This window comes from Pseudomonas sp. AP3_22 TE3818 (genome assembly GCF_053628995.1).
In genome coordinates, this window is the sequence record NZ_JBRJHL010000001.1 from 5,758,232 (window position 1) to 5,784,055 (window position 25,824).

General features: G+C 59.0%; 22 protein-coding genes, 3 tRNA genes and 1 pseudogene. 3 read left to right on the plus strand and 23 right to left on the minus strand.

The window, feature by feature from the left end:
- The first annotated feature begins 109 nt into the window (after positions 1-109).
- Both cra and AB7M25_RS26250 read left to right on the plus strand, forming a co-directional pair.
- The gene (gene cra, locus AB7M25_RS26245; protein ID WP_454238170.1) at positions 110-1,105 is read left to right on the plus strand and encodes a catabolite repressor/activator; all 996 of its coding nucleotides are present in this window, start codon (positions 110-112) and stop codon (positions 1,103-1,105) included.
- A 3-nt stretch (positions 1,106-1,108) separates the two neighbouring features.
- The gene (locus AB7M25_RS26250) at positions 1,109-1,885 is read left to right on the plus strand and encodes a TatD family hydrolase (protein ID WP_454238171.1); all 777 of its coding nucleotides are present in this window, start codon (positions 1,109-1,111) and stop codon (positions 1,883-1,885) included.
- Here AB7M25_RS26250 and AB7M25_RS26255 read toward each other — a convergent pair whose 3' ends face one another.
- The 6 genes and pseudogenes from AB7M25_RS26255 to AB7M25_RS26280 form a co-directional block, all read right to left on the minus strand.
- Positions 1,886-2,275 carry a hypothetical protein gene (locus tag AB7M25_RS26255; RefSeq protein WP_454238172.1) on the minus strand — a complete coding sequence of 130 codons (390 nt, stop codon included), beginning with the start codon at positions 2,273-2,275 and terminating at the stop codon, positions 1,886-1,888.
- A 259-nt stretch (positions 2,276-2,534) separates the two neighbouring features.
- Positions 2,535-3,248: a methyl-accepting chemotaxis protein gene (locus AB7M25_RS26260; protein ID WP_429384430.1), complete on the minus strand. Its 714-nt coding sequence runs from the start codon at positions 3,246-3,248 to the stop codon at positions 2,535-2,537.
- A gap of 144 nt (positions 3,249-3,392) precedes the next feature.
- Positions 3,393-4,532 (minus strand): annotated as a pseudogene (locus tag AB7M25_RS26265) (HAMP domain-containing protein); the annotation flags it as partial.
- A gap of 238 nt (positions 4,533-4,770) precedes the next feature.
- Complete coding sequence (gene ampE / locus AB7M25_RS26270; RefSeq protein ID WP_429384259.1) at positions 4,771-5,607, minus strand: regulatory signaling modulator protein AmpE; 837 nt, start codon at positions 5,605-5,607, stop codon at positions 4,771-4,773.
- On the minus strand, positions 5,604-6,164 hold the full coding sequence (gene ampD, locus AB7M25_RS26275; protein ID WP_429384262.1) for a 1,6-anhydro-N-acetylmuramyl-L-alanine amidase AmpD: 561 nt from the start codon (positions 6,162-6,164) through the stop codon (positions 5,604-5,606). Before ampD ends, ampE begins: the two co-directional genes overlap by 4 nt.
- A gap of 62 nt (positions 6,165-6,226) precedes the next feature.
- A complete protein-coding gene (locus tag AB7M25_RS26280) occupies positions 6,227-8,413 on the minus strand; it encodes a DUF1631 domain-containing protein (RefSeq protein ID WP_454238173.1) in 2,187 nt (728 codons plus the stop codon).
- A gap of 264 nt (positions 8,414-8,677) precedes the next feature.
- Between AB7M25_RS26280 and nadC the strand changes: the two genes are divergently transcribed.
- Positions 8,678-9,526 (plus strand): carboxylating nicotinate-nucleotide diphosphorylase, encoded by an 849-nt coding sequence (nadC, locus tag AB7M25_RS26285; protein WP_429518286.1) that lies wholly within the window; start codon positions 8,678-8,680, stop codon positions 9,524-9,526.
- Between the two features lie 107 nt (positions 9,527-9,633).
- Here nadC and AB7M25_RS26290 read toward each other — a convergent pair whose 3' ends face one another.
- The 17 genes from AB7M25_RS26290 to rlmE all read right to left on the minus strand — a co-directional run bounded on the left by AB7M25_RS26290 (position 9,634) and on the right by rlmE (position 25,752).
- The gene (locus tag AB7M25_RS26290) at positions 9,634-9,939 is read right to left on the minus strand and encodes a DUF6388 family protein (RefSeq protein WP_429384270.1); all 306 of its coding nucleotides are present in this window, start codon (positions 9,937-9,939) and stop codon (positions 9,634-9,636) included.
- A 276-nt stretch (positions 9,940-10,215) separates the two neighbouring features.
- A tRNA-Thr gene (locus AB7M25_RS26295) sits at positions 10,216-10,291 on the minus strand.
- A gap of 139 nt (positions 10,292-10,430) precedes the next feature.
- Positions 10,431-12,536, minus strand: a complete 2,106-nt coding sequence (gene pnp, locus AB7M25_RS26300; RefSeq protein ID WP_454238174.1) for a polyribonucleotide nucleotidyltransferase — start codon at positions 12,534-12,536, stop codon at positions 10,431-10,433.
- Positions 12,537-12,742: 206 nt separating this feature from the next.
- The gene (rpsO, locus tag AB7M25_RS26305; RefSeq protein WP_015093441.1) at positions 12,743-13,012 is read right to left on the minus strand and encodes a 30S ribosomal protein S15; all 270 of its coding nucleotides are present in this window, start codon (positions 13,010-13,012) and stop codon (positions 12,743-12,745) included.
- Between the two features lie 118 nt (positions 13,013-13,130).
- On the minus strand, positions 13,131-14,048 hold the full coding sequence (gene truB, locus AB7M25_RS26310; protein WP_007973105.1) for a tRNA pseudouridine(55) synthase TruB: 918 nt from the start codon (positions 14,046-14,048) through the stop codon (positions 13,131-13,133).
- Positions 14,049-14,051: 3 nt separating this feature from the next.
- Complete coding sequence (rbfA, locus tag AB7M25_RS26315) at positions 14,052-14,453, minus strand: 30S ribosome-binding factor RbfA (RefSeq protein WP_007973108.1); 402 nt, start codon at positions 14,451-14,453, stop codon at positions 14,052-14,054.
- 159 nt (positions 14,454-14,612) lie between these two features.
- Positions 14,613-17,138 (minus strand): translation initiation factor IF-2, encoded by a 2,526-nt coding sequence (gene infB, locus AB7M25_RS26320; RefSeq protein WP_429384274.1) that lies wholly within the window; start codon positions 17,136-17,138, stop codon positions 14,613-14,615.
- A 27-nt stretch (positions 17,139-17,165) separates the two neighbouring features.
- Positions 17,166-18,647 (minus strand): transcription termination factor NusA, encoded by a 1,482-nt coding sequence (gene nusA, locus AB7M25_RS26325; protein WP_007973112.1) that lies wholly within the window; start codon positions 18,645-18,647, stop codon positions 17,166-17,168.
- Between the two features lie 59 nt (positions 18,648-18,706).
- Positions 18,707-19,165 (minus strand): ribosome maturation factor RimP, encoded by a 459-nt coding sequence (gene rimP / locus AB7M25_RS26330; RefSeq protein WP_007973115.1) that lies wholly within the window; start codon positions 19,163-19,165, stop codon positions 18,707-18,709.
- Between the two features lie 138 nt (positions 19,166-19,303).
- Positions 19,304-19,380, minus strand: a tRNA-Met gene (locus AB7M25_RS26335).
- Positions 19,381-19,477: 97 nt separating this feature from the next.
- Positions 19,478-19,563: transfer RNA gene (locus AB7M25_RS26340), tRNA-Leu, on the minus strand.
- Positions 19,564-19,585: 22 nt separating this feature from the next.
- Entirely contained in the window at positions 19,586-19,969 is a 384-nt protein-coding gene (gene secG / locus AB7M25_RS26345) for a preprotein translocase subunit SecG (protein WP_017336473.1), read from the minus strand.
- 4 nt (positions 19,970-19,973) lie between these two features.
- On the minus strand, positions 19,974-20,729 hold the full coding sequence (gene tpiA / locus AB7M25_RS26350; protein WP_429384277.1) for a triose-phosphate isomerase: 756 nt from the start codon (positions 20,727-20,729) through the stop codon (positions 19,974-19,976).
- Between the two features lie 66 nt (positions 20,730-20,795).
- Entirely contained in the window at positions 20,796-22,133 is a 1,338-nt protein-coding gene (gene glmM, locus AB7M25_RS26355) for a phosphoglucosamine mutase (RefSeq protein WP_454238175.1), read from the minus strand.
- A gap of 16 nt (positions 22,134-22,149) precedes the next feature.
- Positions 22,150-23,001 carry a dihydropteroate synthase gene (folP, locus tag AB7M25_RS26360; RefSeq protein WP_102698876.1) on the minus strand — a complete coding sequence of 284 codons (852 nt, stop codon included), beginning with the start codon at positions 22,999-23,001 and terminating at the stop codon, positions 22,150-22,152.
- A gap of 8 nt (positions 23,002-23,009) precedes the next feature.
- On the minus strand, positions 23,010-24,920 hold the full coding sequence (ftsH, locus tag AB7M25_RS26365) for an ATP-dependent zinc metalloprotease FtsH (RefSeq protein ID WP_015093436.1): 1,911 nt from the start codon (positions 24,918-24,920) through the stop codon (positions 23,010-23,012).
- 199 nt (positions 24,921-25,119) lie between these two features.
- On the minus strand, positions 25,120-25,752 hold the full coding sequence (gene rlmE, locus AB7M25_RS26370; protein ID WP_007988685.1) for a 23S rRNA (uridine(2552)-2'-O)-methyltransferase RlmE: 633 nt from the start codon (positions 25,750-25,752) through the stop codon (positions 25,120-25,122).
- Between the last annotated feature and the right edge of the window lie 72 nt (positions 25,753-25,824).

The following is a 25,824-nucleotide window of genomic DNA, read 5'->3' on the forward strand; positions in this document are numbered from 1 at the left end:
TCCTTGAAGCTCAACTTGTCGGATGCGTTGCGACAATGGTCGCCTGCCTTAATCGGTTAGGATTGACGAAAATGTCGAGGCAATCTCGAAAAAACAAGGAAACAGCGGGTTGAAACTCAGTGATATTGCCCAGTTGGCCGGTGTGTCCGTCACCACCGCCAGCTATGTCATCAATGGCAAGGCCGAACAGCAGCGCATCAGCAGCGCCACCGTCGAACGCGTGCGCGCGGTGGTCGAGCAACATGGCTTCACGCCTAATCCACAGGCCGCCGGCTTGCGCAGCCGACACACGCGCACGCTGGGGTTCATTCTGCCGGATCTGGAAAACCCCAGTTACGCAAGAATCGCCAAATTACTGGAACAAGGCGCCCGCGCCCGCGGTTATCAGCTGCTGATCGCCAGTTCCGACGATGCCCCGGACAGCGAGCGGCAATTGCTGCAACTGTTCCGCGCCCGGCGCTGTGACGCGCTGATTGTTGCCAGTTGCCTGCCGGCCGGCGACGACAGCTATCGCCAGTTGCAAGCCAAGGGCATACCGATCATTGCCATCGACCGGGTCATGGACCCCGAGCGCTTCTGCTCTGTGATCAGCGACGACCGCGAGGCCAGCCTGCAACTGACCCGCAGCCTGCTGGAGCCGCAGCCCAAGCAGATCGCCCTGATCGGTGCCCGCCCGGAACTGAGCATCAGCCGGGAACGTGCCGCGGGCTTCAAAGAAGCCCTCACCGGGTTCAACGGCGAAGTACTGATCGAAGAAGGCGAATCCTTCAGCCGCGAGTGCGGCAAACAATTGATGGAAGAGTTGCTGCTGCGCCTGGGCCATTTGCCCGATGCGCTGCTGACCACCTCCTACGTACTGCTTCAGGGCGTGTTCGATGCGCTGCACGACTTCCCGTTGAAAAACCGCCCGCTGCGCCTCGGCACGTTCGGCGACACCCAGCTGCTGGACTTCCTGCCGCTGCCGGTCAACGCCATGGCCCAGCAACACCAGTTGATCGCCGACAAGGCCCTCGCGCTCGCTCTGGCGGCCATCGAGCAGTCGGATTACCGGCCCGGCGTACAAGCCATTGCGCGCACGTTCAAGCAGCGTATTCGCCAGGACTGAACCGTGGAGCTGATCGATACCCACACCCATCTGGATTTTCCGGACTTCGACGCCGACCGCCAGGCGTTGCTGGCCGAAAGCCGCGCCCTCGGGGTGCGGCGGATCGTGGTGCTGGGGGTTTACCAGGCCAATTGGCAGCGGGTCTGGGAGCTGGTGCAAACCGATCCCGACCTGCATGCGGCGTTCGGGCTGCATCCGGTGTATCTGGACGATCATCGCCCGCAACACCTGAGCGAACTCGGTGACTGGCTGACCCGTCTGGCTGGCCATCGGCAACTGTGTGCCGTGGGCGAGATCGGCCTGGACTACTTCATCGAATCCCTCGATCGCGACCGCCAACAGGCGTTGTTCGAGGCGCAATTGCAACGGGCGGCGGACTTCAATCTTCCGGCATTGATCCATGTGCGGCGTAGCCATGCGGCGGTGATTGCCACGCTCAAACGGTTTCGGCTGAAACGTGCCGGGATCATCCACGCCTTCGCCGGTAGCAAGGAGGAGGCGCGGGAATACATCAAGCTCGGTTTCAAGCTCGGCCTTGGCGGGGCCCCGACCTGGCCACAGGCGCTGCGCATGCACCGCGTGCTCGCCGAGCTGCCACTGGATTCGGTGGTGCTGGAAACCGACTCGCCGGACATGGCGCCCGCCATGTTCCCCGGCCAGCGCAACAGCCCGGCCCACTTGCCGGCAATCTGCGCGGCACTGGCGCAATGGATGGCAATCAGCCCGGCACGACTGGCGGCTGCCAGCACCGCCAACAGCTGCGAAGTGTTCGGCTGGTAATCAGTCAGCGTGAGCCCTGGCAGCTTCCAGAATCAGCGTCAGGTGCTGACGCTGGCGGAAGTAACGAACCACCGCGAAGTACACGAACAAGACGATCAGCGAAGCATTCAGCTGTTCGATGACGCTGAGCATTCCCAGCCACTCCATCACCAGCGCCACCAGCAAGGCCGTGCAGACCATCACCCGCAGGCTGGCGCGCAACAGCGAAAAAGAGTCGAGAGACTTGAAGCGCTTGATCTGTTCCGGACAACGTAACTGAACGTGTTTCCGGCAGTGGGCACAGGCAAACGCTTCATTGATCGCAATGGCGTTGAGTTGCCAGGGTTGAAGCAGCAACGTGCGCTGACAATGCGCACAGCGCCCCTGGACTCCTGTTGTTGCAGCAGACATGACCAAGCTCCTCCATGGGGGTAAGCCGCGTAACTCTTCCTTGATTGAAATCCAATAGCCAGCGCACGGAGAGAATCAGGAAGATTCTCTCCGCGAAAGGGAAAAAGTATTACGAAACTCTCCGACAGTACAACAAAACCGTGGGAGCGGGCTTGCTCCGGGCGGCGATCCGACGAAAGCGATCGTTCAGTCCCATTGATGCTGGATGTACCGACGCCATCGCGGGCAAGCCCGCTCCCACAGGGTCCCGAGGAGACTGTCAGACCCGGAATGCACTGATCAACTGTTTCAACTCCACCACCTGAGCCGACAACGCCCGGCTGGCGTCTTCGGTCTGATGCGCACCTTCAGCGGTACGCTCACCGGCGCGATTGATCTCGACGATATTCTGGTCGATGTCGTGGGCCACGGCGGTTTGTTGCTCCACGGCGGCGGCAATCTGCTGGTTCTGGTCGACGATCATGCCGACCGCGCCCAGGATGTTTTCCAGCGCCCGCTGGACCTTTTCCGACTGCCCCACCGTGCCGCTGGCCATTTCATGGCTGGTGCCCATGGCCTTGACCGCCGCGCCGACTCCGCCATGGAGCTTGGCGATCATCTGCTCGATTTCTTCGGTCGATTGCTGGGTACGCTTGGCCAGGGTCCGGACTTCATCGGCTACCACGGCGAAACCGCGCCCCTGCTCACCGGCCCGTGCAGCCTCGATAGCGGCATTGAGCGCCAACAGGTTGGTCTGCTCGGCGATACTCTTGATCACTTCCAGAACGCGGCTGATGGACTGGCTGTCGCTGGCCAGTTGATTGATCACCCGCACCGACTGATCGATTTCGCTGGCCAGTGCGGCAATGCTGCCTTGCTGCGACTCCACCAGACCGCGACCGCTGATGGTTTCGTCGTTGACGCTGTGGGCGCTACTCACCGCCGCAGCAGCACTGCGCGCGACCTCCTGAGAAGTGGCCGACATCTGGTTCATCGCCGTGGCCACTTGTTCGATCTGTGTGCGCTGCCCGGCGACGGCTTGGTTGCTTTGCGCGGAAACGCTTTGCACCTGACCGGCCTGGCGCTCGACTTCGCTGACGGTCTGCCCGACCCGCTCGATCAGGTCATGGATTTTCTTCACGGTGCCGTTGAACACCTCGCCCAACTCGCCCAGTTCGTCACGGCTATGGGCGCTGAAGGTCACCGTCATGTCGCCGGCAGCCACCTTGTCCATCACCGCTCCCAAGCGCTTGAGCGTGGTGCGGGTCGAGACATAGAAAGCGCCGTAGAGATAAAAGATCAACACGAACACGACTGATAACGCCACGGCCTGCAAGACCATGTGCGTGCGGTTCTGGTCCAGCCGCTGCTGCAACTGCGGCCCCAGATACTTGAGGGTTGCTTCGTTGAGTTGGTAAGTCTGCTCCATCAGGGCGCTGACCTGATCGTAAAAGCCCTGCCACGGCGCATCGAGGGTATCGGCCATGATCACTTGCTCCTCGAACAGCTCGCTGGCTTTCTTCAAGGATGCCCGGCTGCTATCGGCCTGAGCGGCCAGGGTATCGCGGGCGGCTTTGCTGGAACCCAAGGCGTCCTGCAACTTCAGGCCATATTCGGCCTGGAGCTTTTCAATCTGCACCAGCAATTCATCGAAACGGGTACTCGACGCCGAGTTGATGAAACCCTGCCCCAACGAGTAAGACCCCATTGCCCGACCTTCGCCCAGAATCTGGGTGACACGTGGTGTGACGAGGGTGACGAGTTCACTCAACAGGCGCATGTCGCTCTGGTTGTCGCGACTGAGACCGGACTGGCTGGTGATGAGCTGGCCGAAAATCTGCGCGCTGCCCACCAGCTTGCCGATCAGGGCACTTTTGCTTTGCAGGGAGTTTTCCGTTTGCTGGGCCTTGAACGCGGCGATCATCTCATCGCGCTTGCCATCAAACACCGCGACCTGCTCCGGGTCGCTGGTCATCGCCGTCAGCCCTTGCAGGCGAGTCAGAATATTCTGCTCGAGGGTGCTGATCTTCGATTCGACATTGCCGGCCTTGCCGGATTGGCCGAGGCTGACATTGATCTGCACCAGGTTGTTCAGGGTTTCCAGATCGCGACGTAACGTCAGACTGCTGCCCAACAGGTCGAGACTTTGCAGTTCGATGCGCGTGCCCTGAAATTCACGGTAGGAGTCACGCACCAGATAGAAGTTGGTCACCAGCATCGGCACCAGGAACAGTACGCTGATCAGGCTGAACTTCATGCCGAAGCTCAGGCGATTCATCAGTGCGACAGCGGGATAGAGCAAGCTCTTCACTGGATGTCTCCCTTCAATTTCTTATTTTTTTTATTGGCAGGCGCAGACAGACAGCAGATAGCCACTATGCGGCGCTATCTCTGTATAACTTAAATCGGCAGGAAGTTTTGTAACTTAAGGTTAACGACAGGTTTCATCCGCCAGTGCGGATGAACCATTGTGGTGAGGGGGCTTGCCCCTCACCACAAGAGCATCAACTGCTGGCCTAATGCAGGACCGTCCACAACGCAAACCCGGCATACCAGAGCACGGCGGCACGTAGCAGCAGGTCCCAGATGCGGTCCAGGTTGTTGATACCTTCTGCGCCAGCCACCGGTGCCGGAATTTCACCGGCCACCAGCCCGACTTTCACGATCAATTGCGCGGCGCTGATGTTCCAGTTCAGCAATTCATGCAGCATCACCCGACTGACTGCGACAAAATTGCCGACCAACGCCAGGCTCGCCGCCAGCAGACGCACCGGCAACCAGTCGAAGGCGTGACGCAGCTGCCCGGCGCGCTCGACCAGCGCCGGGTTTTTCCCGTGCTCTTCGGCCAGCGCCAGCAGCCGATAACTCAGCGCCGCGACCGGGCCCAACAGGAAGTACCAGAAAATCACCGCGAAAAAGCTCTGGTAGGCCTCCCACAGCAAATGCCCTTCGACCTGCTCCAGCAACTGCTCGCCACTGTCTGCACAGATATCCAGATCGCGCTTGGCGACAAGGGCCGCTGCTTGCAGGTCCTCCCGACGCCAGGCATCGCGGAATGGCCCGAGATCGCCCAGCAGGTCGCCGCGCCCCAGGCTGTAGATCACGACCAGCAAATGGATCGGCAACGCGAGCAACCCGTAGGCCACCGGCTCGATGACGACCAGCAGCAATCCCAGCAACGCCACCGGCAACAAGACCACTACCGACAACACCAGCCATGGCCGACCCGAAAGCCGCGGGCTGGCCTCAAGCTTGTTCAGTTCGTGTGTCCAGCCACTGTCACGCTGAACCCGATGGCGCAGGGCCGAGAACTTTTCGATCCACACCGCCAACAGCAACACCAGAAAACTCATTGCCCATCCTCTTGTGCCAGAGCGGCGCGATAACGTGCCCAGTCGAACGCTGGCCCCGGATCGGTTTTTCGCCCGGGTGCAATGTCGCTGTGCCCGCAGATACGCTCTGTAGTGATCGCCGTGAACGTCCGTTGCAACTGACGGGTCAGGGCCGTCAACGCGCTGTATTGCGCGTCAGTGAACGGCAGATCATCCGTGCCTTCGAGCTCGATGCCCACGGAAAAATCATTACAGGTTTCCCGCCCCTCGAAGCTCGAGACCCCTGCATGCCACGCACGCTCAAGGCATGAAACAAACTGGGTGACCGTTCCGTCACGCTCGATCAGAAAGTGCGCGGACACCCGCAAATCCGCAATCCCTTCAAAATAGGGATGTTCAGTGACATCCAGGCGATTCTGGAAAAATTCCTGCACCTTGCCAGTGGCGAACTGCGCCGGTGGCAGGCTGATGTTGTGGATCACCAGCAGGGAAATCTCGTCTGTGGGGCGCGCATTGAAGTTGGGTGAGGGGCAGACATGCACACCCTGAATCCAACCGCTCGCGGGGTCCAACTGCATACCGATTCCTTCAACGTCGACTGTGTTGGCACAGTATGCCGCGATATTCCCCCAAGGCGCGATCACTTGCCGCGCTTGAGGCGCTTGAGGTTGCCGATCACCCGCTCGAGAGCTCGCTCGAACAGCAAGGTGTCGTCAAGCACTCGCGCCACGCCATTGCGCAGCTCCAGGGCCAGGTCAGGGCGACTGCGCTCGAGCACTTTCATGCCGGTGCGGTTGACGAAGATGTAGTTGCCGGTGGTTGCAATGATGGCCACCAGTTTGCAGCGAAGGCCGTTTTCCGGGTCTTCCCGAAACTCGACCCAACAGCCCGGAAGCATTTTATCGACCTGGCGCAAACCCGCATCGTCCGCCAGCAAACGTAGCGGCTCACTGTGCACCTGACTTTCCTCGGCCATGTGCAGGACGACAGGCGTCAGCACCTCGATCATCCGCGACGCACTGGCGGGCGAGCCCCCCGCTGCCTGAACGTGCAAGCTTTCCAGCTCGCTGAAAAACTCGCTGGCGGCAAACGGATCGAACGCCGACGAGTTCAGCCCGTCGCGCAACGACTTGAGCAAATCCGGTACCAGGGCCAACATCCTGGTCGCATCGGACTCGTGGTGGCGCTGAACGCTCCAGACCAATTGCTCCAGGGTACGCACATCGGCATGCCACTGAGCCGACTGATCGCCATGCTTGAGGTACGTCAGCAGCAGTACCTTGCTCCAGGCCTCCTGGACAAACCCCAGCACGCCTTGCGGCAGGGACTTGCCAAACAACGCCTGATTCAGCACCTGCTCGACACGCTGGCGGGCCAGCCCGGTCTTGGCTCGTCCTTCCTCGGCATCACGAATGCGTTGCTCGAGCAACTCGCTGCGACGGCGCTCGTCCTGGGTAAACGCGAGAAAGTCGGCCAGCAGTTCGGAAAATATCGCGGGGTCATCGACAAAGTCATTCAACAAACGCTGTACGACCTGATCGATGCGCACGTACAGGCTGTCACGCTGATGATCGTCACAGGCGTCCCAACCCATTGCCGCATTGGCGATTTCGTTGAGCAGGCGGCGTGCCGGATGACTGCTGCGACTGAAGAAACTCTTGTCGAGCACCGCCACCTTGACCAAGGGAATCTGCAATCGGCCGATCAGCGCCTTGAGCGGATCCGGCAGATTGCGATCATCGAGCATGCATTCGAACAGCATGGCGACCAGGTTGATCACATCTTCATCGGCCTCCTCGAAAACCCGCGACCTGCCACTTTTGACGCTGACCCGGGTCAGTAACTGTTCGAGCTGGTTGCGCAGGTCAAAATCGTCCACGACTGCCGGGGCCGGCACGTATTGCTGCAAATGCGACAGCAGGCGCAACAGATCGCGCGTGGAAATCGGCAGCGCAGTGGCACTGACTTCCAGCGTTGGCGACAGGCTGCCGCGAACGTTGAACAGCAGGGCCTGCAACGCGGCGAAAACCGCCTGGACATTGTCATCGATGGGCAAGCAGGCCGGGGTGGCGCCCTCATCGGTCGATTCGACGGGGGCGCTGTCGGGCCGGTCCATGGTACGGCGCACCGGGGCCGGTTTAAGGTCGGGTAACACACCGGTAGCGAGCAGCAGTTGATTGGCTTCGGCGTAAAGCTGATCGGTCTCGCTGAGGACATAACGCTCGAACAACCCGAGGATAATCAGCTTGACCTTGATCTCCAGCCCCAGCTGGCGTGCAGCCTGCAAGAAGTATTCGCAGAGCATCGCCGGACTCAGGGGGTTGTGCAGATCGCCCAACGCCTTGCCCGACAAGGCGCTGAGTCGGGCCGTCAGTTGATCCAGGGCCAACCCGTCGCGCCCCAGCACCCGGCTGACCATCGCTTCCACCGCGACTGTACGCTCCCGCTCGTCATCGGTTTGCGCCAAGGATGCATCGGCCGCCAAGGCCTGGGGCATGGCCGCAATGGCGGGGTGGTATTGGGCAAGCCGGATGAACGCATCGAAAAACTGCTCGAGAAACACCCGTTCGATGCTTTTGTGCTTGAGACGCAAATCGCGCATTGTTTGAAAGACGATGTTCTGCTCGACGTCACAGCGGGCTCGGTCGGCCATTTCGAAGAGGGTGTCGTCGGCGTTATCGAACAACGCCTGCAATCCGTGCCGCAGCTGTTGCGCGGCCTTGTCGCGAACCTGGAGAAGAATCGCCGGCAGTCGGGCGAGTGGCGAGTGAGCCACCTGGTCGGTAGTTGCCTTGTGCAAAGGCACTACATTCCCGTCGTTGTGCATTCGGCCTCCCTGGAACGGTAATGCTTCGACTCGTCAAACCGATGACGTCAAATACAAGGCGAATTATCTTGTAAAACCTCACCTTTGTGCCAGAAGACTCTGCACCCCATCTCAAACAGGCGTTTGCTCGGTATCGATGGTCCACACCGACACCCCCAGGGATTCGACCAAATGCAGGCGCCATTGCCAACGTAACGCTCTGATGCCTTGGGTTGGTCCGTGCCATGGCCCTATAATCGAGCCACTTTGTTTGTGGAGTCCGTTATGCCGAATCTACGTCTCGCCGATCTGACCGCCGAAATCGAAGCCAACGTGCGCCGTGCGTTGCTTGAAGACATCGGCAGCGGCGACATCACCGCACAGTTGATCCCGGCTGAACGCCTGGCCAAAGCCACCATCATCACCCGCGATGCGGCCGTCATCAGCGGCACCGCCTGGGTGGATAACGTGTTTCGGCAACTGGACCCACGGGTGGCGGTGCACTGGCAGGTTGCCGACGGTGAACGGGTGACGCCCAATCAGGCGCTGTTCCACCTCGAAGGCCCGGCGCGTTCACTGTTGACCGGTGAACGCAGCGCCCTGAACTTCCTGCAATTGCTCTCCGGCGTGGCAACCCGCGCGCAATACCTGGCGGACTTCGTGGCCGAGACTCAGGTCAAGCTGCTCGACACCCGCAAAACCTTACCGGGGCTGCGCCTGGCGCAGAAGTACGCTGTGACCTGCGGCGGTTGCCACAACCACCGCATCGGCCTGTATGACGCCTTCCTGATCAAGGAAAACCACATCGCCGCCAGCGGCGGCATCGCGCAGGCCATTGCGGCCGCGCACAAGATCGCCCCGGGCAAACCGGTCGAGATTGAAGTGGAAAGCCTGGATGAACTGAAAGAAGCGCTGGCGGCCGGTGCCGACATCATCATGCTCGACGAACTGAGCCTGGACGACATGCGCGAAGCCGTGCGCCTGAATGCCGGCAAGGCCAAGCTGGAAGCCAGCGGCGGGATCAACGAGAGCACGTTGCTGCCGATTGCCCGGACCGGGGTGGATTACATTTCGATCGGTGCCATGACCAAGGATGTGAAGGCGGTCGATCTGTCGATGCGCTTGAGTATTTGAGAAGCAAAGCAATCGTGTAGGAGCCCGGCTTGCCGGCGATAGCGTCCTTGAGATCGCCATCGCCGGCAAGCCGGGCTCCTACAAAAGCGGCCTGGCAGGCAGGTTGCTCAAACCACCAGATTGTTCATCTCGCAGTACTCTTCCCACTCGACACCCAAGACTTCGGCCGCCTCTTTGTGCAACTGCAGGCGGGCGGCCTCGTACTCCTCCGGGGTCGAGGTGTACTTGAGACTCAACTCCCACGGCTGCAAGCCCTGGGCTTCGGCTTCATCCTCGAAAGCCCATTGAATCTGGTCTTTCTGATCGTCCGGACTCAAGTCCTTGATCTCGTCCATCAATTCGGGCGCGTCCAGCACGTACTTCTTGAGGGCTTCTTCGTGTCTTTCTTCTTGGCTCAATTCTTTTACGGTCATGTTGTTCTCGCTGATCTGGGGAATGGAAGATGGATCTGGATCATCAAGGATCTCTCTGACGCAGAAGAACCGCTTGTAGTCCGGTCTGTCTGGCCTTCAGAACCATTCGGGATCATCTGAAAACTGCTGGGCGAAGCTCATGCAGGCTCCGAATATAGGATGTTTTTCGGACGATTTGCACGTCTCTTTACATCTCCCCACAAAAAGTTGTGCACAGGATGTGCTGATGGCGGTGGGAAGTTCAGACAGCAGCGAGTGAAATAACCAGGGGGGAGATGGTGCCCGAGACAGGAATCGAACCTGCGACCTTCGCGTTACGAGTGCGCTGCTCTACCGGCTGAGCTACACGGGCGGTGGGCTAAACCTAGCATTGCTATCGAGGTCCGGCAACTTCGCGCAATGTCTCGATGTTTCGCAGACAAAAAAATGCCCCGCCGTTTTCACGGCGGGGCATTTTTTACAACGTTGAAGCGGTCAGGCGTGAGGCGCGATTAAACGCCCGAAGCCTTGGCTGCTGCCACGTCTTTGATGGACAGCTTGATACGGCCGCGATTGTCCACGTCCAGTACCAGCACTTCCACTTCCTGGCCTTCTTTCAGGATGTCGGTCACTTTCTCTACGCGAGCGTCGCTCAGCATCGAGATGTGAACCAGACCGTCCTTGCCTGGCAGGATGTTGACGAATGCGCCGAAATCGACGATGCGCTCAACCTTGCCGACGTAGATCTTGCCGATCTCGGCTTCAGCGGTGATACCCAGAACGCGCTGACGTGCAGCTTCAGCCGCTTCCTTGGTTTCGCCGAAGATCTTGATCGAACCGTCGTCTTCGATGTCGATCGAAGCCTTGGTTTCTTCGCAGATCGCACGGATGGTCGCGCCACCTTTACCGATAACGTCACGGATCTTGTCGGTGTCGATCTTCATCGCGATCATGGTCGGAGCGTTGGCCGACAGTTCGGTACGCGACTGGCCAATGATCTGGTTCATCTGGCCGAGGATGTTCAGGCGCGCTTCCAGGGCTTGGCCCAGAGCGATCTCCATGATTTCTTCGGTGATGCCCTTGATCTTGATGTCCATCTGCAGCGCGGTGACGCCTTTGGCGGTACCGGCTACCTTGAAGTCCATGTCGCCAAGGTGGTCTTCGTCACCCAGGATGTCGGTCAGGACGGCGAACTTCTCGCCTTCTTTGACCAGACCCATGGCGATACCGGCAACCGGCGCCTTCATTGGAACGCCAGCGTCCATCAGGGCCAGGGAAGCGCCGCAAACGGAAGCCATCGAGCTCGAACCGTTGGATTCGGTGATTTCCGACACTACACGGATGGTGTACGGGAACACGTCAGCGGCAGGCAGCATGGCCGAAACCGAACGACGGGCCAGACGGCCGTGACCGATTTCACGACGACCGGCGCCACCCATGCGACCACACTCGCCCACCGAGAACGGAGGGAAGTTGTAGTGCAGCATGAACGGGTCTTTTTTCTCGCCTTCCAGGGTATCGAGCAGCTGTGCATCACGGGCAGTACCCAGCGTTGCAACGACCAGGGCCTGGGTTTCGCCACGGGTGAACAGGGCCGAACCGTGGGTCTTTGGCAGAACACCGACTTCGATGTTCAGCGGACGTACGGTGCGAGTGTCGCGACCGTCGATACGCGGCTTGCCGTTTACGATGTTTTCGCGAACGGTGCGGTATTCGATTTCACCGAAAGCCGCTTTGACTTCGCTGGAACAAGGCTGGCCTTCTTCACCGGACAGCTTGGCAACGACCTGGTCCTTCAGCTCGCCCAGGCGAGCGTAACGGTCGGCCTTGACGGTGATGGTGTAGGCCTGGGAGATCGCTTCGCCGAACTCGGCACGGATAGCGCCCAGCAGTTCGGTGGCTTCTGGCGCAGGAGCCCAGGTCCAGGTTGGCTTGGCAGCTTCGGCAGCCAGTTCTTTGACCGCGTTGATCACAACCTGGAATTCGTCGTGAGCAAACAGTACCGCGCCCAGCATCTGGTCTTCGGTCAGCTCTTTGGCTTCCGACTCAACCATCAGCACGGCGTCCGAAGTACCGGCAACGACCATGTCCAGGCTCGAAGCAGCCTGTTGCTCGTAAGTCGGGTTCAGCAGGTAGCCGGTGCTTTCGTGGAACGCAACGCGGGCAGCGCCGATCGGGCCATCGAAAGGAATGCCGGAGATCGCCAGGGCAGCCGAGGTACCGATCATCGCAGCGATGTCCGGATCGGTCTTCTTGCTGGTGGAAACGACGGTGCAGACTACCTGCACTTCGTTCATGAAGCCTTCAGGGAACAGCGGACGGATCGGACGGTCGATCAGTCGGGAAGTCAGGGTTTCTTTCTCGGAAGGACGGCCTTCGCGCTTGAAGAAACCGCCAGGGATCTTACCGGCAGCGTAAGTCTTTTCCTGGTAGTGAACAGACAGAGGGAAGAAGCCCTTGCCTGGATCGGCTTGCTTGGCACCGACTACGGTCACCAATACGCTGACGTCGTCGTCAACGGTGACCAATACTGCGCCGGAGGCCTGACGGGCGATACGGCCAGTCTCGAGGGTAACGGTCGACTGACCGAACTGGAATTTTTTGATTACCGGGTTCACGGTGTCCTACCTTCTTTGTGGCTCTTGGGGGAACTGGTTTCTTGCGAAATTCTTGGGCAATGTCGGGAGTCGGCCCGACCGGTTTGTCCAGGTGTTACTCAGGCAAAGCAGGTATCCAGATAAAACTTGAGGCTGGGAGCCTGCCATGCGCCGGCGGGAAACCCGCTGGTGCACGACAGACAACCAACCTCTAGCGCAATCGCTTATTAGCGACGCAGACCCAGGCGACCGATCAGAGTCTGATAGCGACCCAGATCCTTGCCTTTCAGGTAGTCCAGCAGCTTACGACGCTGGTTAACCATGCGGATCAGACCACGACGGGAGTGGTGGTCTTTACCGTTGGCCTTGAAGTGACCTTGCAGCTTGTTGATGTTGGCGGTCAGCAGTGCAACTTGCACTTCTGGCGAACCAGTGTCACCAACAGCTTGCTGGTAGTCAGCAACGATTTGAGCTTTTTCTTGAACGTCGAGAGCCATGAGGCAATCCTTCTATCAGGAAACTGTTTGTCGAAAAACAGTTTCAACAGGCCAGGGACAAATCCCTGTATCTAAAAATGAGTAGTGACCGTGCCTGTTAACAGCCACCCTCGTTCGGTCATTCTGACCGAATCAGTCGACGTGGCGCGATGCGCCCGTCTTCGCTCACTTCACCGATACCGATGAAGCGACCATTGTGATCCTGTACCCGCACCATGCCGAACTTCGGAGCGTCCGGGGCACGTACCGGCTGGCCGTTGAGCCAGTAGAACGCGCTTGCTTCGGAGAACTGCAACAGTGGCCAATCCAGCAGGCCGCTGTCCGATGGCATCAGGAAGCGATCGACCGCTTCGTTGCCGCCTTCGGCATGTACCGCTTCCAGCTCTTCGAGGGTAACCGTCTGCGCCAGGGTGAATGGCCCGGCCTGGGTACGTCGCAGTTCTGCAACGTAAGCGCCACAACCGAGTTGCTCACCGATATCCTCCACCAGGGTACGGATATAGGTGCCTTTGCTGCAATCCACCGCCAGCCGCGCAGTATCTCCTTCGAAGGCCAGCAATTCCAAGCGCGTAATAGTAACAGAACGCGGTTCGCGCTCCACTACTTCGCCTGCACGAGCCAGCTTGTACAGCGGCTGGCCATCACGCTTGAGCGCCGAGTACATCGGCGGTATCTGACTGATTTGCCCACGAAATTTCGGCAGTACAGCCTCGATATCGGAGCGACCAACGGTCACCGGGCGTTCCTGCAAAACTTCACCTTCGGCATCCGCCGTGGTGGTGGTCTTGCCCAGTTGCGCCAGGGTTTCGTAACCCTTGTCGGAGTCGAGCAGGTATTGCGAGAACTTGGTGGCCTCGCCGAAGCACAGCGGCAACACGCCGGAGGCCAAGGGATCGAGACTGCCGGTATGGCCTGCCTTTTCGGCGTTGAGCAACCAGCGAACCTTCTGCAAGGCCGCGTTGGAGGTGAACCCCAGCGGCTTATCGAGAAGGATAATGCCGCTGACGTTGCGACGGATACGTTTGACCTGAGCCACCGATTACTCCTTGGTGTCTTCGGCTTCTGCCGCAACCGGATGCTGATTGTCTTCAGCCACTGCGCGCTCGATCAATGCCGACAGATGCGCACCACGCACGACGCTTTCATCGTAGTGGAAGTGCAGCTGTGGAACGCTGCGCAGCTTCATCTCGCGAGCCAGCTGCATGCGCAGGAAACCGGCGGCAGAGTTCAGCACCTTGATGCTTTGTGCGATTTCTTCGGCGCTGTCCTGCCCCATCACGGTGATGAAGATCTTGGCGTGACCGACGTCACGGCTGACTTCCACTGCGGTAATGGTGACCAGGCCGACGCGCGGGTCTTTGACTTCACGACGGATCAGTTGTGCCAGCTCACGCTGCATCTGATCGCCGATACGTTGGGTACGGCTGTATTCTTTTGCCATGTCTTGTTACCTGTAACTGCCCCACGGTGAAACCCGTAAGGTCTGAAAGCGGCAAACGCCCGGCCTGACAAAAGCCAGACCGGGCGTTGCGTTTAGAGTCCTGGTGACGAATTGCGCATTTGCATGCGGCTACCCGTCACGGCTCCTGAAGTGCGCGAATTAGAGGCTGCGAGCAACCTGCACCTTCTCGAAGACTTCGATCTTGTCACCGACCTTGACGTCGTTGTAGCTCTTCACGCCGATACCGCATTCCATGCCGGCACGTACTTCGGAAGCGTCATCCTTGAAGCGGCGCAGGGATTCCAGCTCGCCTTCGAAGATAACAATGTCTTCACGCAGTACACGGATTGGACGGTTACGGTGCACAACACCTTCGATAACCATGCAACCGGCGATCGCGCCAAACTTCGGCGAACGGAACACGTCACGCACTTCGGCGATGCCCAGGATGTTCTCGCGAACATCGCTACCGAGCATGCCGGTCAGGGCTTTCTTGACGTCTTCGATGATGTCGTAGATCACGTTGTAGTAACGCATATCCAGACCTTCCTGCTCGACGATCTTGCGCGCGCCGGCATCGGCACGCACGTTGAAGCCGAACAGTACAGCGTTGGAGGCCAGTGCCAGGTTGGCATCGGATTCGGTGATACCACCGACGCCGCCACCGACCACACGCACTTGCACTTCGTCGTTACCCAGGCCGTTCAAGGCGCCGTTCAACGCTTCGAGCGATCCACGGACGTCGGATTTGAGGACGATGTTGAGCGTCTTCTTCTCTTCCTGACCCATGCTTTCGAAGATGTTTTCCAGCTTGCCTGCGTGAGCGCGAGCCAGTTTGACTTCGCGGAACTTGCCTTGACGGAACAGAGCCACTTCACGGGCTTTCTTCTCGTCGGCAACCACGCTCATCTCGTCGCCAGCGTCCGGGGTACCGTCCAGGCCGAGGATCTCGACAGGGATGGCAGGACCGGCTTCCTTGATTGGCTTGCCGTTCTCGTCGAGCATGGCGCGAACGCGGCCATAGTTCGAACCGACCAGGACCATGTCGCCCTGACGCAGGGTACCGTCTTGGACCAGCACGGTAGCCACCGGGCCACGGCCCTTGTCCAGGCGGGATTCAACCACGACACCACGGCCAGGAGCCGATGGGGTTGCAGTCAGTTCCAGGACTTCGGCTTGCAGCAGAACGGCTTCGAGCAGTTCGTCTACACCGGTACCCATCTTCGCCGAAACCGGTACGAATGGAGTGTCGCCACCCCACTCTTCCGAGGTCACGCCGTGTACCGACAGTTCGCTACGGATGCGATCGAGGTCAGCACCTGGCTTGTCGATCTTGTTCACAGCGACAACCAGCGGAACGCCAGCAGCCTGGGCATGCTGAACAGCTTCGATGGTTTGCGGCATTACGCCGTCGTCCGCTGCAACCACCAGGATCACGATGTCGGTCGCCTTGGCACCACGGGCACGCATCGCGGTAAACGCGGCGTGACCAGGGGTGTCGAGGAACGTCACCATGCCACGGTCGGTTTCAACGTGGTACGCACCGATGTGCTGGGTGATGCCGCCGGCTTCGCCAGCTGCAACCTTCGCACGACGGATGTAGTCGAGCAGGGAAGTCTTACCGTGGTCAACGTGGCCCATTACGGTCACGACGGGTGCACGGGAAACAGCCTCGCCTTCAAACTTCAGGGACTCGGCCAGGGAATCTTCCAGGGCGGTGTCGCTGACCAGGGTCACTTTGTGGCCCAGCTCTTCGGCAACCAACTGGGCAGTTTCCTGATCCAGTACCTGGTTGATGGTCGCTGGAGTACCCAGTTTGAACATGAACTTGATGATTTCAGCAGCCTTGACCGACATCTGCTGGGCCAGATCGCCCACAGTGATGGTCTCGCCGATCTTCACTTCGCGCACGACAGGGCCGGTCGGGCTCTGGAAACCGTGGGCGTTGCGCTTCTTCAGCTTGGCCTTGCCGCGACCACCACGACGGAAGCCATCGCTTTCTTCGTCGGTAGTACGTGGGGCAACGCGTGGCGCTGGCGCCTTTTCCTTGACCGAAGCACGATGCGGAGCGTTTTTGCGCTCGCCATCGCCACCACCGCGACGATTGTTGTCGTCGGCACGTGGTTTGTCCGGACGACGCTGTTCGTCGCGCTTGCGAGTGTCTGCCGCAGGTGCCGGAGCAGCTGCCACAACCGGTGCGCTCTCACGCACTGGTTCGGCGACCACAGCAGGCGCTGCAACAGCTTCGGCTGGAGCGGTCGGCGCAGCAGCAGGCTGGCGACGCGCTTCTTCTTCGGCGCGACGCTTGGCTTCTTCTTCAGCCTTCTGACGTGCAGCATTTTCTACTGCGCGACGTTCATCCAGTTCACGCTTGCGCTCGGCTTCGATTTCTTCCGGGCTGCGCTGTACGAAGACTTTCTTCTTGCGTACTTCAACGCTGATGCTTTTGCTGCCGGCAACCCGCAGGGTGCTGGTGGTTTTACGCTGCAGCGTAATCTTGCGTGGTTCTTCCACTTTCGCCTTGTGGCTGCTTTTCAAGTGAGTCAGCAACGATTGCTTCTCACTGTCAGTCACACTTTCTTCGGCGGCGGTGTGCGGCAGACCTGCCTCACGCATCTGCTGCAACAGGCGCTCTACCGGTGTTTTGACCTCATCGGCCAGTTGTTTCACCGTGACTTGCGTCATGCACTTCTCTCCTCAGGCCGCGCCTAATTACTCGAACCAGTGGGCTCGGGCGGCCATGATCAACTTGCCGGCACGATCATCGTCAATGCCGTCGATGTCGAGCAGGTCGTCAATAGACTGCTCGGCCAGGTCTTCGCGGGTAACTACGCCGCGCACCGCCAGTTCCATCGCCAAATCCTTGTCCATACCCTCAAGCGAGAGCAGGTCTTCGGCCGGATGGGCGTCTGCCAGCTTTTCCTCAGTAGCGATGGCTTTGGTCAACAAGCGATCCTTGGCACGAGCGCGAAGCTCGTTGACGATTTCCTCGTCAAAGCCGTCGATGTTGAGCATTTCTTCCAGCGGTACGTAGGCAATCTCTTCCAGGCTGGTGAAGCCTTCATCTACCAGCACCTGAGCCAGTTCTTCGTCGACTTCCAGCTCGTCGATGAAGTTGCGCAGGATGTCGCCGGTTTCTGCTTGCTGCTTAGCCTGGATGTCCGATTCGGTCATCACGTTCAGGGTCCAGCCAGTCAACTGGCTGGCCAGACGCACGTTCTGACCACCGCGACCAATGGCCTGAGCCAGATTGTCTGCGCCAACGGCGATGTCCATTGCGTGGGCATCTTCGTCAACGATAATTGCCGCAACCTCGGCCGGGGACATGGCGTTGATCACGAACTGAGCCGGGTTGTCGTCCCACAGAACGATGTCAACACGCTCACCGCCCAACTCACCCGACACTGCCTGGACGCGCGAACCGCGCATACCGATGCAAGCGCCTTGCGGGTCGATGCGTTTGTCCTTGGAGCGGACGGCGATCTTGGCGCGGGATCCCGGATCACGGGACGCAGCCATCACTTCGATCAGGCCTTCGGCAATTTCCGGCACTTCGATGCGGAACAACTCGATCAGCATTTCCGGCGCGGTACGCGACAGGATCAGCTGCGGGCCGCGGTTCTCGGTGCGGATTTCCTTGAGCAGCGCACGCAGACGCACGCCAACCCGGAAAGTTTCGCGAGAAATGATGTCTTCACGGGCCAGCAACGCTTCAGCGTTGTTGCCCAGATCAACGATCACGTTGTCGCGGGTGACTTTTTTCACGGTGCCGGAGATGATTTCACCCAGGCGCTCGCGATAAGCGTCAACAACCTGAGCGCGCTCGGCTTCGCGAACTTTCTGCACGATGACTTGCTTGGCAGTCTGGGCAGCAATGCGGCCGAATTCGATGGACTCGATTTTCTCTTCGACAACGTCACCGACCTTGGCGCCAGGGTGCGTTTCAGCAACCTTGCTCGGCCAGGTTTCGATGGCCGGATCGTCCAGGTCTGCCTCTTCGACGACCGTCCAGCGACGGAAAGTCTCGTAGGCACCCGTGTGGCGGTTGATTTCCACACGCAGATCAACTTCGTCTTCGAAACGCTTTTTGGTCGCAGTGGCCAGGGCCAGCTCCAGCGCTTCAAAAATCACGTTTGCCGGTACACCCTTTTCGTTGGATACCGACTCAACAACCAGCAGTACTTCTTTGCTCATCGTACGCCTCGCCTTTCGCAAGCCATTGGATCCGCGGGATCCGCAGTATCTGGCACGCCTCAGTCAAAACTGGGAATAATGTTGGCCTTGTCGATCATATCGATCGGCAACAGGAACTCGTGGTCTTCTACTTGCACCACGACATCCTGCTCTTCTACGCCGCGCAGAAGGCCCTGAAAGTTGCGTCGTCCTTCAAAAGGCGAGCGCAGCTTGATCTTCACTTGTTCACCGGCAAATTTTGCAAACTGCTCAAGAGTGAACAGAGGGCGTTCCATGCCAGGCGAGGAAACTTCAAGGGTGTATTCAACGGAAATTGGATCTTCAACGTCCAACACACCGCTGATCTGACGGCTGACGATGGCACAATCGTCCACCAGCACGCCGCCCTCTTTATCGATATAAACGCGCAACATCGAGTGACGACCCTGAGCCGAAAACTCGATACCCCAGCATTCATAGCCTAGGGCCACGACCACCGGGGCCAGCAAGGCCTGCAACTCTTCTAGCTTGCTCGACACCTGAACCCCCTAGTGCATGTATGTGCATGCTATGCAAAATAAAAAAATGGGCGAAACGCCCATCCTTGAAACGCCGTCGAACAGCGGCGTAGAAAGTGTCCAGCTAACAAAAAGCCCCTTAAAAGGGGCTCCTTAAACTGGTTGCGGGGGCCGGATTTGAACCGACGACCTTCGGGTTATGAGCCCGACGAGCTACCAGACTGCTCCACCCCGCGACAAAGCTGGGGCGGAAGTATACGACCGATCCCCTACAGGGTCAATGTAACCTTCCACCTGCAAGAAAGCCCGCAACAGCGGGCTCTCCTGACTAATTGGTACCGAGAAGGGGACTCGAACCCCTACACCCTATGGGCACAACCACCTCAAGGTTGCGTGTCTACCAATTCCACCACCTCGGCAATACTACGTTTGAAACCCTTCTTACTTCTGCTCTTGAGCTGGAGGTACGTCAGTCGCTGGAGTAGCCGACTTTTGCTCTTGAAGCACCGGGACATCATCAGAAGCCGGTTGTTGCTTTGGAACTTCCAGTACCGCTGGATTTGGGAGACCTACTTGAGTCAGCTGGTGAGCCTTCTCTTTAGCAAAGTAACCTAACCCCAAGCTGGTTATGAAGAAACCTGCGGCAAGTATAGCAGTAAACTTACTAAGAAAGGTAGAGGAACCTTGGCTTCCGAACACAGTATTTGAAGCACCTGCTCCGAAAGACGCGCCAGCGTCCGCACCTTTACCCTGCTGCAGCAAAACCAGAGCTACTACGCCCAATGCACCCAGCAGATGAAAAACGACTACGACTGTTTCCAGCATTTTTTCAGTTTCCCGCGGCGCGACAAATCGCACCGAACTCATCTGCATTCAGGGAAGCCCCACCAATGAGGCCCCCATCGATATCCGGCATGCCGAACAGTTCGACCGCATTGGCCGCCTTCACGCTGCCGCCGTATAGAAGCCGCACACCTTGCGCGACCTCAGAATTCTCTGCCGCCAACTGGGCGCGAATGGCTGCATGCACATCCTGCGCCTGTTGTGGCGTTGCAGTCAGTCCGGTGCCAATGGCCCAGACCGGCTCGTAAGCGATCACTGCCTTGGCAAAGGCACCGACACCCAGCTCCTCAATGATACTGCCCAGCTGACGCGAGACAACCTCAAGAGTCTTTCCGGCTTCACGCTGCTCAAGGGTTTCCCCTATGCACAACACCGGAATCAAGCCACATGCCTGTGCCGCTGCGAACTTGCGGATCAGCATTCCGTCCTGCTCGCCCATGATCTGGCGGCGTTCGGAGTGCCCGACAAGCACCAGGGAACAACCTGCATCCACCAACTGACTCGGCGCAACTTCACCGGTCAACGCACCTTGCCCGGACTCCACCGCAGAATTCTGCGCGCCGACCGAAATCGACTGTCCTTTCAAGCCATCAATCACTTGGTTGATATGCAGGAAAGGCGGAAATACCGCGACATCAACACCGCTCGGCAAGGCCAAGTCACGAAGGCCGTTGATCAGCTCAGCGACGCTGGCGCGGGTACCGTGCATCTTCCAGTTACCAGCTACCATAGGGCGACGCATGCTGTACCTCGTCGGTCAAAGTGGGCGCAGATGTTACCCAACACAATCAAGGCTGGCAAGCCGAATTCAGGCAGAAACTTCAGTAACCAGTTTTGCCAGCTCTTCGGCGTAGCCGCGAACCAGGGTTTCGTCTTCGCCTTCGACCATCACACGCACCAGCGGCTCGGTTCCGGACTTGCGCAACAGCACACGCCCACGCCCTGCCATGGCCTTGGTCACACGCTCGCTGGCTTCCTTGACCGATGGATGATCGAGAGGGCTTGCGCCGCCGCCGAAACGCACATTGATCAACACCTGAGGGCACTTGCGCAGCGCCTGTCGGGATTGCGCCAGGCCTTCGTCACGCCTGCTCAGCGCCATCAACACCTGCAGCGCCGCAATAATTGCATCACCCGTAGTGGTGTGGCTGAAGCACACGATGTGCCCGGAATTTTCACCACCCACGATCCAGTTGCGCTCCAGCAGCTCGGCAATGACGTAGCGGTCACCGACATTGGCACGCACGAATGGAATACCCAGATCAGCCAGGGCCAGCTCCAGCCCCAGGTTACTCATCAAGGTTCCGACCACGCCGCCCTGCAGCTTGTTGCGCTCATGCAGGTCACGGGCAATGATGAACAGCAATTCGTCACCATCCACCACCGCACCCGTGTGGTCGACCATCTGAACGCGATCGCCGTCACCATCGAAGGCGATACCCAGATCGGCATGCTCAGCCACGACGGCAGCCTGCAGCGGACCCATGTGGGTCGAACCGCAATTGTCGTTGATGTTCAACCCGTTCGGCTGCGCCGACAGCACGACGACTTCCGCGCCCAGCTCACGGAACACACTCGGCGCCACTTTATAAGTCGCACCGTGAGCGCAGTCGATCACGATCTTCATGCCGGTGAAGCTGGTGCCGGTGGGCACACTGCTCTTGCAGAACTCGATGTAGCGTCCCGATGCGTCATTGATTCGCGACACCTTGCCGATCTTGCTCGACTCCACCACGGTCATTGGCGTATCGAGCAATTCTTCAATCATCAGCTCAACCTCATCCGGAAGCTTGGTGCCTTTGCCGGAGAAGAACTTGATGCCATTGTCATCATGCGGATTGTGCGACGCACTGATCACGATGCCGGCCTCGGCATGAAAGGTGCGCGTCAGGTAGGCAATCGCCGGGGTCGGCATTGGACCCAGGAGCATCACATCGGCACCCGCGGAAGTGAGCCCCGCCTCAAGTGCAGACTCGAACATGTAGCCGGAGATCCGGGTGTCCTTGCCTACCAATACCTTGCAGGCGCCCATCTTGCGGAACGCCATGCCGGCAGCCCAGCCGAGCTTGAGCATGAAATCAGGAGTAATCGGGTATTCACCGACACGCCCACGAATACCATCGGTACCAAAATATTTTTTGCTCATAAGTGCTCCATCATTCTTATTCGGCTGATTCCACTGCGGCGATCATCCGCACCACATCCACTGTTTCGGCTACATCATGGACGCGCAATATACGCGCACCTTTCGCCGAAGCCAGCGCCGCGAGCGCCAAACCACCATACAGCCGGTCTCCCACCGGACGATTCAATGCCTGGCCAATCATGCTCTTTCGCGAAACCCCGACCAACAGGGGCCGCCCCAGGGCATGCAGGGCTTCCATATGTTTGAACAAGCTCAGATTGTGCTGCAAGGTCTTGGCGAAACCAAAGCCGGGGTCAAGAATGATCCGCTCCGCTGGAATACCCACCAACGAACACTGAACCATGCGCTCGGCGAGAAACTCACCGACTTCCCTTGTAACGTTCTGATACTGCGGATTGTCCTGCATATCGCCTGGCTCGCCCAGCATATGCATCAGACAAACCGGCAGACCGGTGGCCGCTGCGGCATCCAGTGCACCATCGCGACGCAACGAACGTACGTCATTGATCAATCCGGCCCCCAGACGCGCAGTTTCACGCATGACGGCTGGCGTCGAGGTGTCGACCGAGATGATGACGTCCAGCTCGCGAGCAATGCGCTCGACAATCGGCGCTACGCGCTCCAGCTCCTCCAACGGCGACACCGCCCTGGCACCAGGACGGGTGGATTCGCCACCGACATCGATCAGCGTCGCGCCGGCCGCCACCATGGCTTCGGCGTGGCGCATGGCCGCGTCGAGCTGGCTGTATTGGCCACCATCGGAGAACGAATCTGGAGTGACATTGAGGATACCCATGACATGCGTCTGGGCCAAATCAAGAACCCGGTTGCCGCAAGGCAACCGGGTCGAGGACTGAACAGAAGTCATTTCAAACCTTATACGTCAGCAGCAGGACCGCCGATCGGTGTTTCGGGACGCTCATCCTGTACCACCGGCGGGGTGCCGGAAGTACCCGTGCCACCCGACCAGTCACGCGGCTCGCGAGGCGTACGCCCCGCCATGATGTCGTCGATCTGCTCGGCATCGATGGTTTCGTACTTCATCAAGGCATCAGCCATGGCATCGAGCTTGTCACGGTTGTCGGTGAGGATCTGCTTCGCCGTGCCGTAGCACTGATCGATGATGCTGCGCACCTCGGAGTCGATCAGCTTGGCTGTCTCACCGGAGAAGCTTGCACTTTGACCGCCACCGCCGCGACCGAGGAACACTTCACCCTCTTCTTCGGCATACATCAACGGACCGAGCTTTTCCGAAAGCCCCCACTTGGTCACCATGTTCCGCGCAATCTGGCTGGCACGCATGATGTCGTTGGAAGCACCGGTGGTCACGCCATCGAAGCCCAGGGTCATTTCTTCAGCGATACGACCGCCATACAACGAGCAGATCTGGCTGATCAATGCACGCTTGGACAGGCTGTAACGATCCTCTTCCGGCAGGAACATGGTGACACCCAACGCGCGACCGCGCGGGATGATCGACACCTTGTACACCGGATCGTGCTCAGGCACGACGCGCCCCACAATGGCGTGGCCCGCTTCGTGATAAGCCGTGTTCTGCTTTTCTTTCTCGGACATGACCATGGACTTGCGCTCAGCGCCCATCATGATCTTGTCTTTCGCCAGTTCGAATTCTTTCATTTCGACGATGCGTTTGCCGGCACGGGCAGCGAACAACGACGCCTCGTTCACCAGGTTGGCCAGATCGGCACCGGAGAAGCCTGGAGTACCACGAGCGATCACGGCCGGAGCAACGTCGTCACCCATTGGCACTTTGCGCATGTGAACCTTGAGAATCTGTTCGCGGCCACGAATGTCCGGCAGACCGACCACAACCTGACGGTCGAAACGGCCTGGACGCAGCAACGCAGGGTCCAGCACGTCAGGACGGTTGGTCGCGGCAATGACGATGATGCCGTCATTCATTTCGAAGCCGTCCATCTCGACCAGCAACTGGTTGAGCGTCTGCTCGCGTTCGTCGTGACCACCACCCATGCCAGCGCCACGATGGCGACCGACCGCATCGATTTCGTCGATGAAGATGATGCATGGAGCGTGTTTCTTGGCCTGTTCGAACATGTCGCGAACACGGCTGGCACCCACACCGACGAACATCTCGACGAAGTCGGAGCCGGAAATGGTGAAGAAAGGTACTTTGGCTTCGCCGGCGATAGCCTTGGCCAGCAGGGTTTTACCGGTACCCGGAGGACCGACCATCAGCACACCGCGAGGAATGCGGCCACCCAGGCGCTGGAACTTGCCCGGATCACGCAGGAACTCGACCAGCTCACCGACTTCTTCCTTGGCTTCGTCGCAACCGGCAACGTCAGCCAGAGTAGTTTTCACCTGATCCTCGGAGAGCAGGCGTGCCTTGCTCTTGCCAAAGCTCATCGGCCCACCCTTGCCACCGGCACCGCCCTGCATCTGCCGCATGAAGAACATGAACACGGCGATGATCACCAGGATCGGGAAGCTGGCGACCAGGAGTTGGGTCCAGATGCTTTGCTGCTCAGGCTGCTTGCCCTCGACCACGACGTGGTTGTCCACCAGGTCGCCGATCAGGCCGTTGTCCTGGATCGCCGGGCGAATGGTCTTGAAGCTGTCGCCATCGTTGCGCTTGCCGGTAATCACGTAGCCATCAACCGCCACGCGTTCGACCTTGCCATCCTTGACCTGCTGGATGAAGTCGGAATAGTTGAGGGTCTGCGGCTCGTTAGGGCTGGAGAAGTTGTTCATCACCGTCACCAGGACAGCCGCGATGATCAACCACAGGATCAGATTCTTTGCCATATCGTTCAATTAACTACCCTCTGAAGCAAGCTCCGCTACTGGCGCGCGCTTCGCATGATATTCACCGGCCTAACTTACTACATTACCTACAACTTGGCAGGCGCCGTCTGTAACCCTTTGTGAAACACTTCCTACACAATATTCGCTAATTCTGACAAGGCGTAATACAAAAATCCTATCACCCTGATCGAAAATTCACTCATTCCTCACTGCGACCGCGGAAACCGCGACCCAGCAGGTACTGCTCGCGAGAACGGTCGCGCGACGAGGTCGGCTTGCGCATCTGCACCTTCTCGAACTGCTGGCGAACGCTCTTGTGGAATTCGTCGAAACCTTCACCCTGGAAGATCTTGATCAAAAAATCACCACCGGGCTTGAGCACCCGCGTCGACAGATCCAGTGCCAGTTCGCACAGGAACATCGCACGCGGCATATCAACGGCCGGCAATCCACTCATATTGGGGGCCATGTCGGAAATCACAAGGTCTACTTCTTTATTTCCGACGGCGTCGAGGATCTGGGCCAGCACGGCATCCTCGGTAAAGTCGCCCTGGATGAAGGTGACGTCGGGGATGCTGTCCATTTCAAGAATGTCAGAAGCGATCAGTGTGCCCTGCCCGCCAATCAGACGACTGGTCACCTGCGACCAGCCACCCGGAGCCGCACCCAGGTCGATTACGCTCATGCCAGGGCGGATCAAACGGTCCTTTTCCTGGATCTCCAGCAGTTTGTAGCTGGCGCGGGAACGGTACCCGTCTTTCTGTGCCATTTTGACGAATGGGTCGTTGAAATGTTCTTGCAGCCACTTAAGGCTTGTCTTGGAACGGGCCACGGGATACCTCGGAATTAAAACGGGTCGTGATTAACTGGGCGGTCCCGGACTCGCTCGGGTAAACTGGCCGCC

Coding starts and splice junctions, on each gene's coding strand:
- AB7M25_RS26260 (WP_429384430.1), bottom strand. CDS start 3,248: ATGAACCAGATGTCGGCCACTTCTCAGGAGGTCGCGCGCAGTGCTGCT.
- AB7M25_RS26280 (WP_454238173.1), bottom strand. CDS start 8,413: ATGCACAACGACGGGAATGTAGTGCCTTTGCACAAGGCAACTACCGAC.
- folP (WP_102698876.1), bottom strand. CDS start 23,001: ATGACTTCTGTTCAGTCCTCGACCCGGTTGCCTTGCGGCAACCGGGTT.
- infB (WP_429384274.1), bottom strand. CDS start 17,138: ATGACGCAAGTCACGGTGAAACAACTGGCCGATGAGGTCAAAACACCG.
- rbfA (WP_007973108.1), bottom strand. CDS start 14,453: ATGGCAAAAGAATACAGCCGTACCCAACGTATCGGCGATCAGATGCAG.
- ampD (WP_429384262.1), bottom strand. CDS start 6,164: ATGCAGTTGGACCCCGCGAGCGGTTGGATTCAGGGTGTGCATGTCTGC.
- nusA (WP_007973112.1), bottom strand. CDS start 18,647: ATGAGCAAAGAAGTACTGCTGGTTGTTGAGTCGGTATCCAACGAAAAG.
- ampE (WP_429384259.1), bottom strand. CDS start 5,607: ATGAGTTTTCTGGTGTTGCTGTTGGCGGTGTGGATCGAAAAGTTCTCG.
- rpsO (WP_015093441.1), bottom strand. CDS start 13,012: ATGGCTCTCGACGTTCAAGAAAAAGCTCAAATCGTTGCTGACTACCAG.
- ftsH (WP_015093436.1), bottom strand. CDS start 24,920: ATGGCAAAGAATCTGATCCTGTGGTTGATCATCGCGGCTGTCCTGGTG.
- nadC (WP_429518286.1), top strand. CDS start 8,678: ATGCCGAATCTACGTCTCGCCGATCTGACCGCCGAAATCGAAGCCAAC.
- AB7M25_RS26255 (WP_454238172.1), bottom strand. CDS start 2,275: ATGTCTGCTGCAACAACAGGAGTCCAGGGGCGCTGTGCGCATTGTCAG.
- glmM (WP_454238175.1), bottom strand. CDS start 22,133: ATGAGCAAAAAATATTTTGGTACCGATGGTATTCGTGGGCGTGTCGGT.
- tpiA (WP_429384277.1), bottom strand. CDS start 20,729: ATGCGTCGCCCTATGGTAGCTGGTAACTGGAAGATGCACGGTACCCGC.
- AB7M25_RS26290 (WP_429384270.1), bottom strand. CDS start 9,939: ATGACCGTAAAAGAATTGAGCCAAGAAGAAAGACACGAAGAAGCCCTC.
- secG (WP_017336473.1), bottom strand. CDS start 19,969: ATGCTGGAAACAGTCGTAGTCGTTTTTCATCTGCTGGGTGCATTGGGC.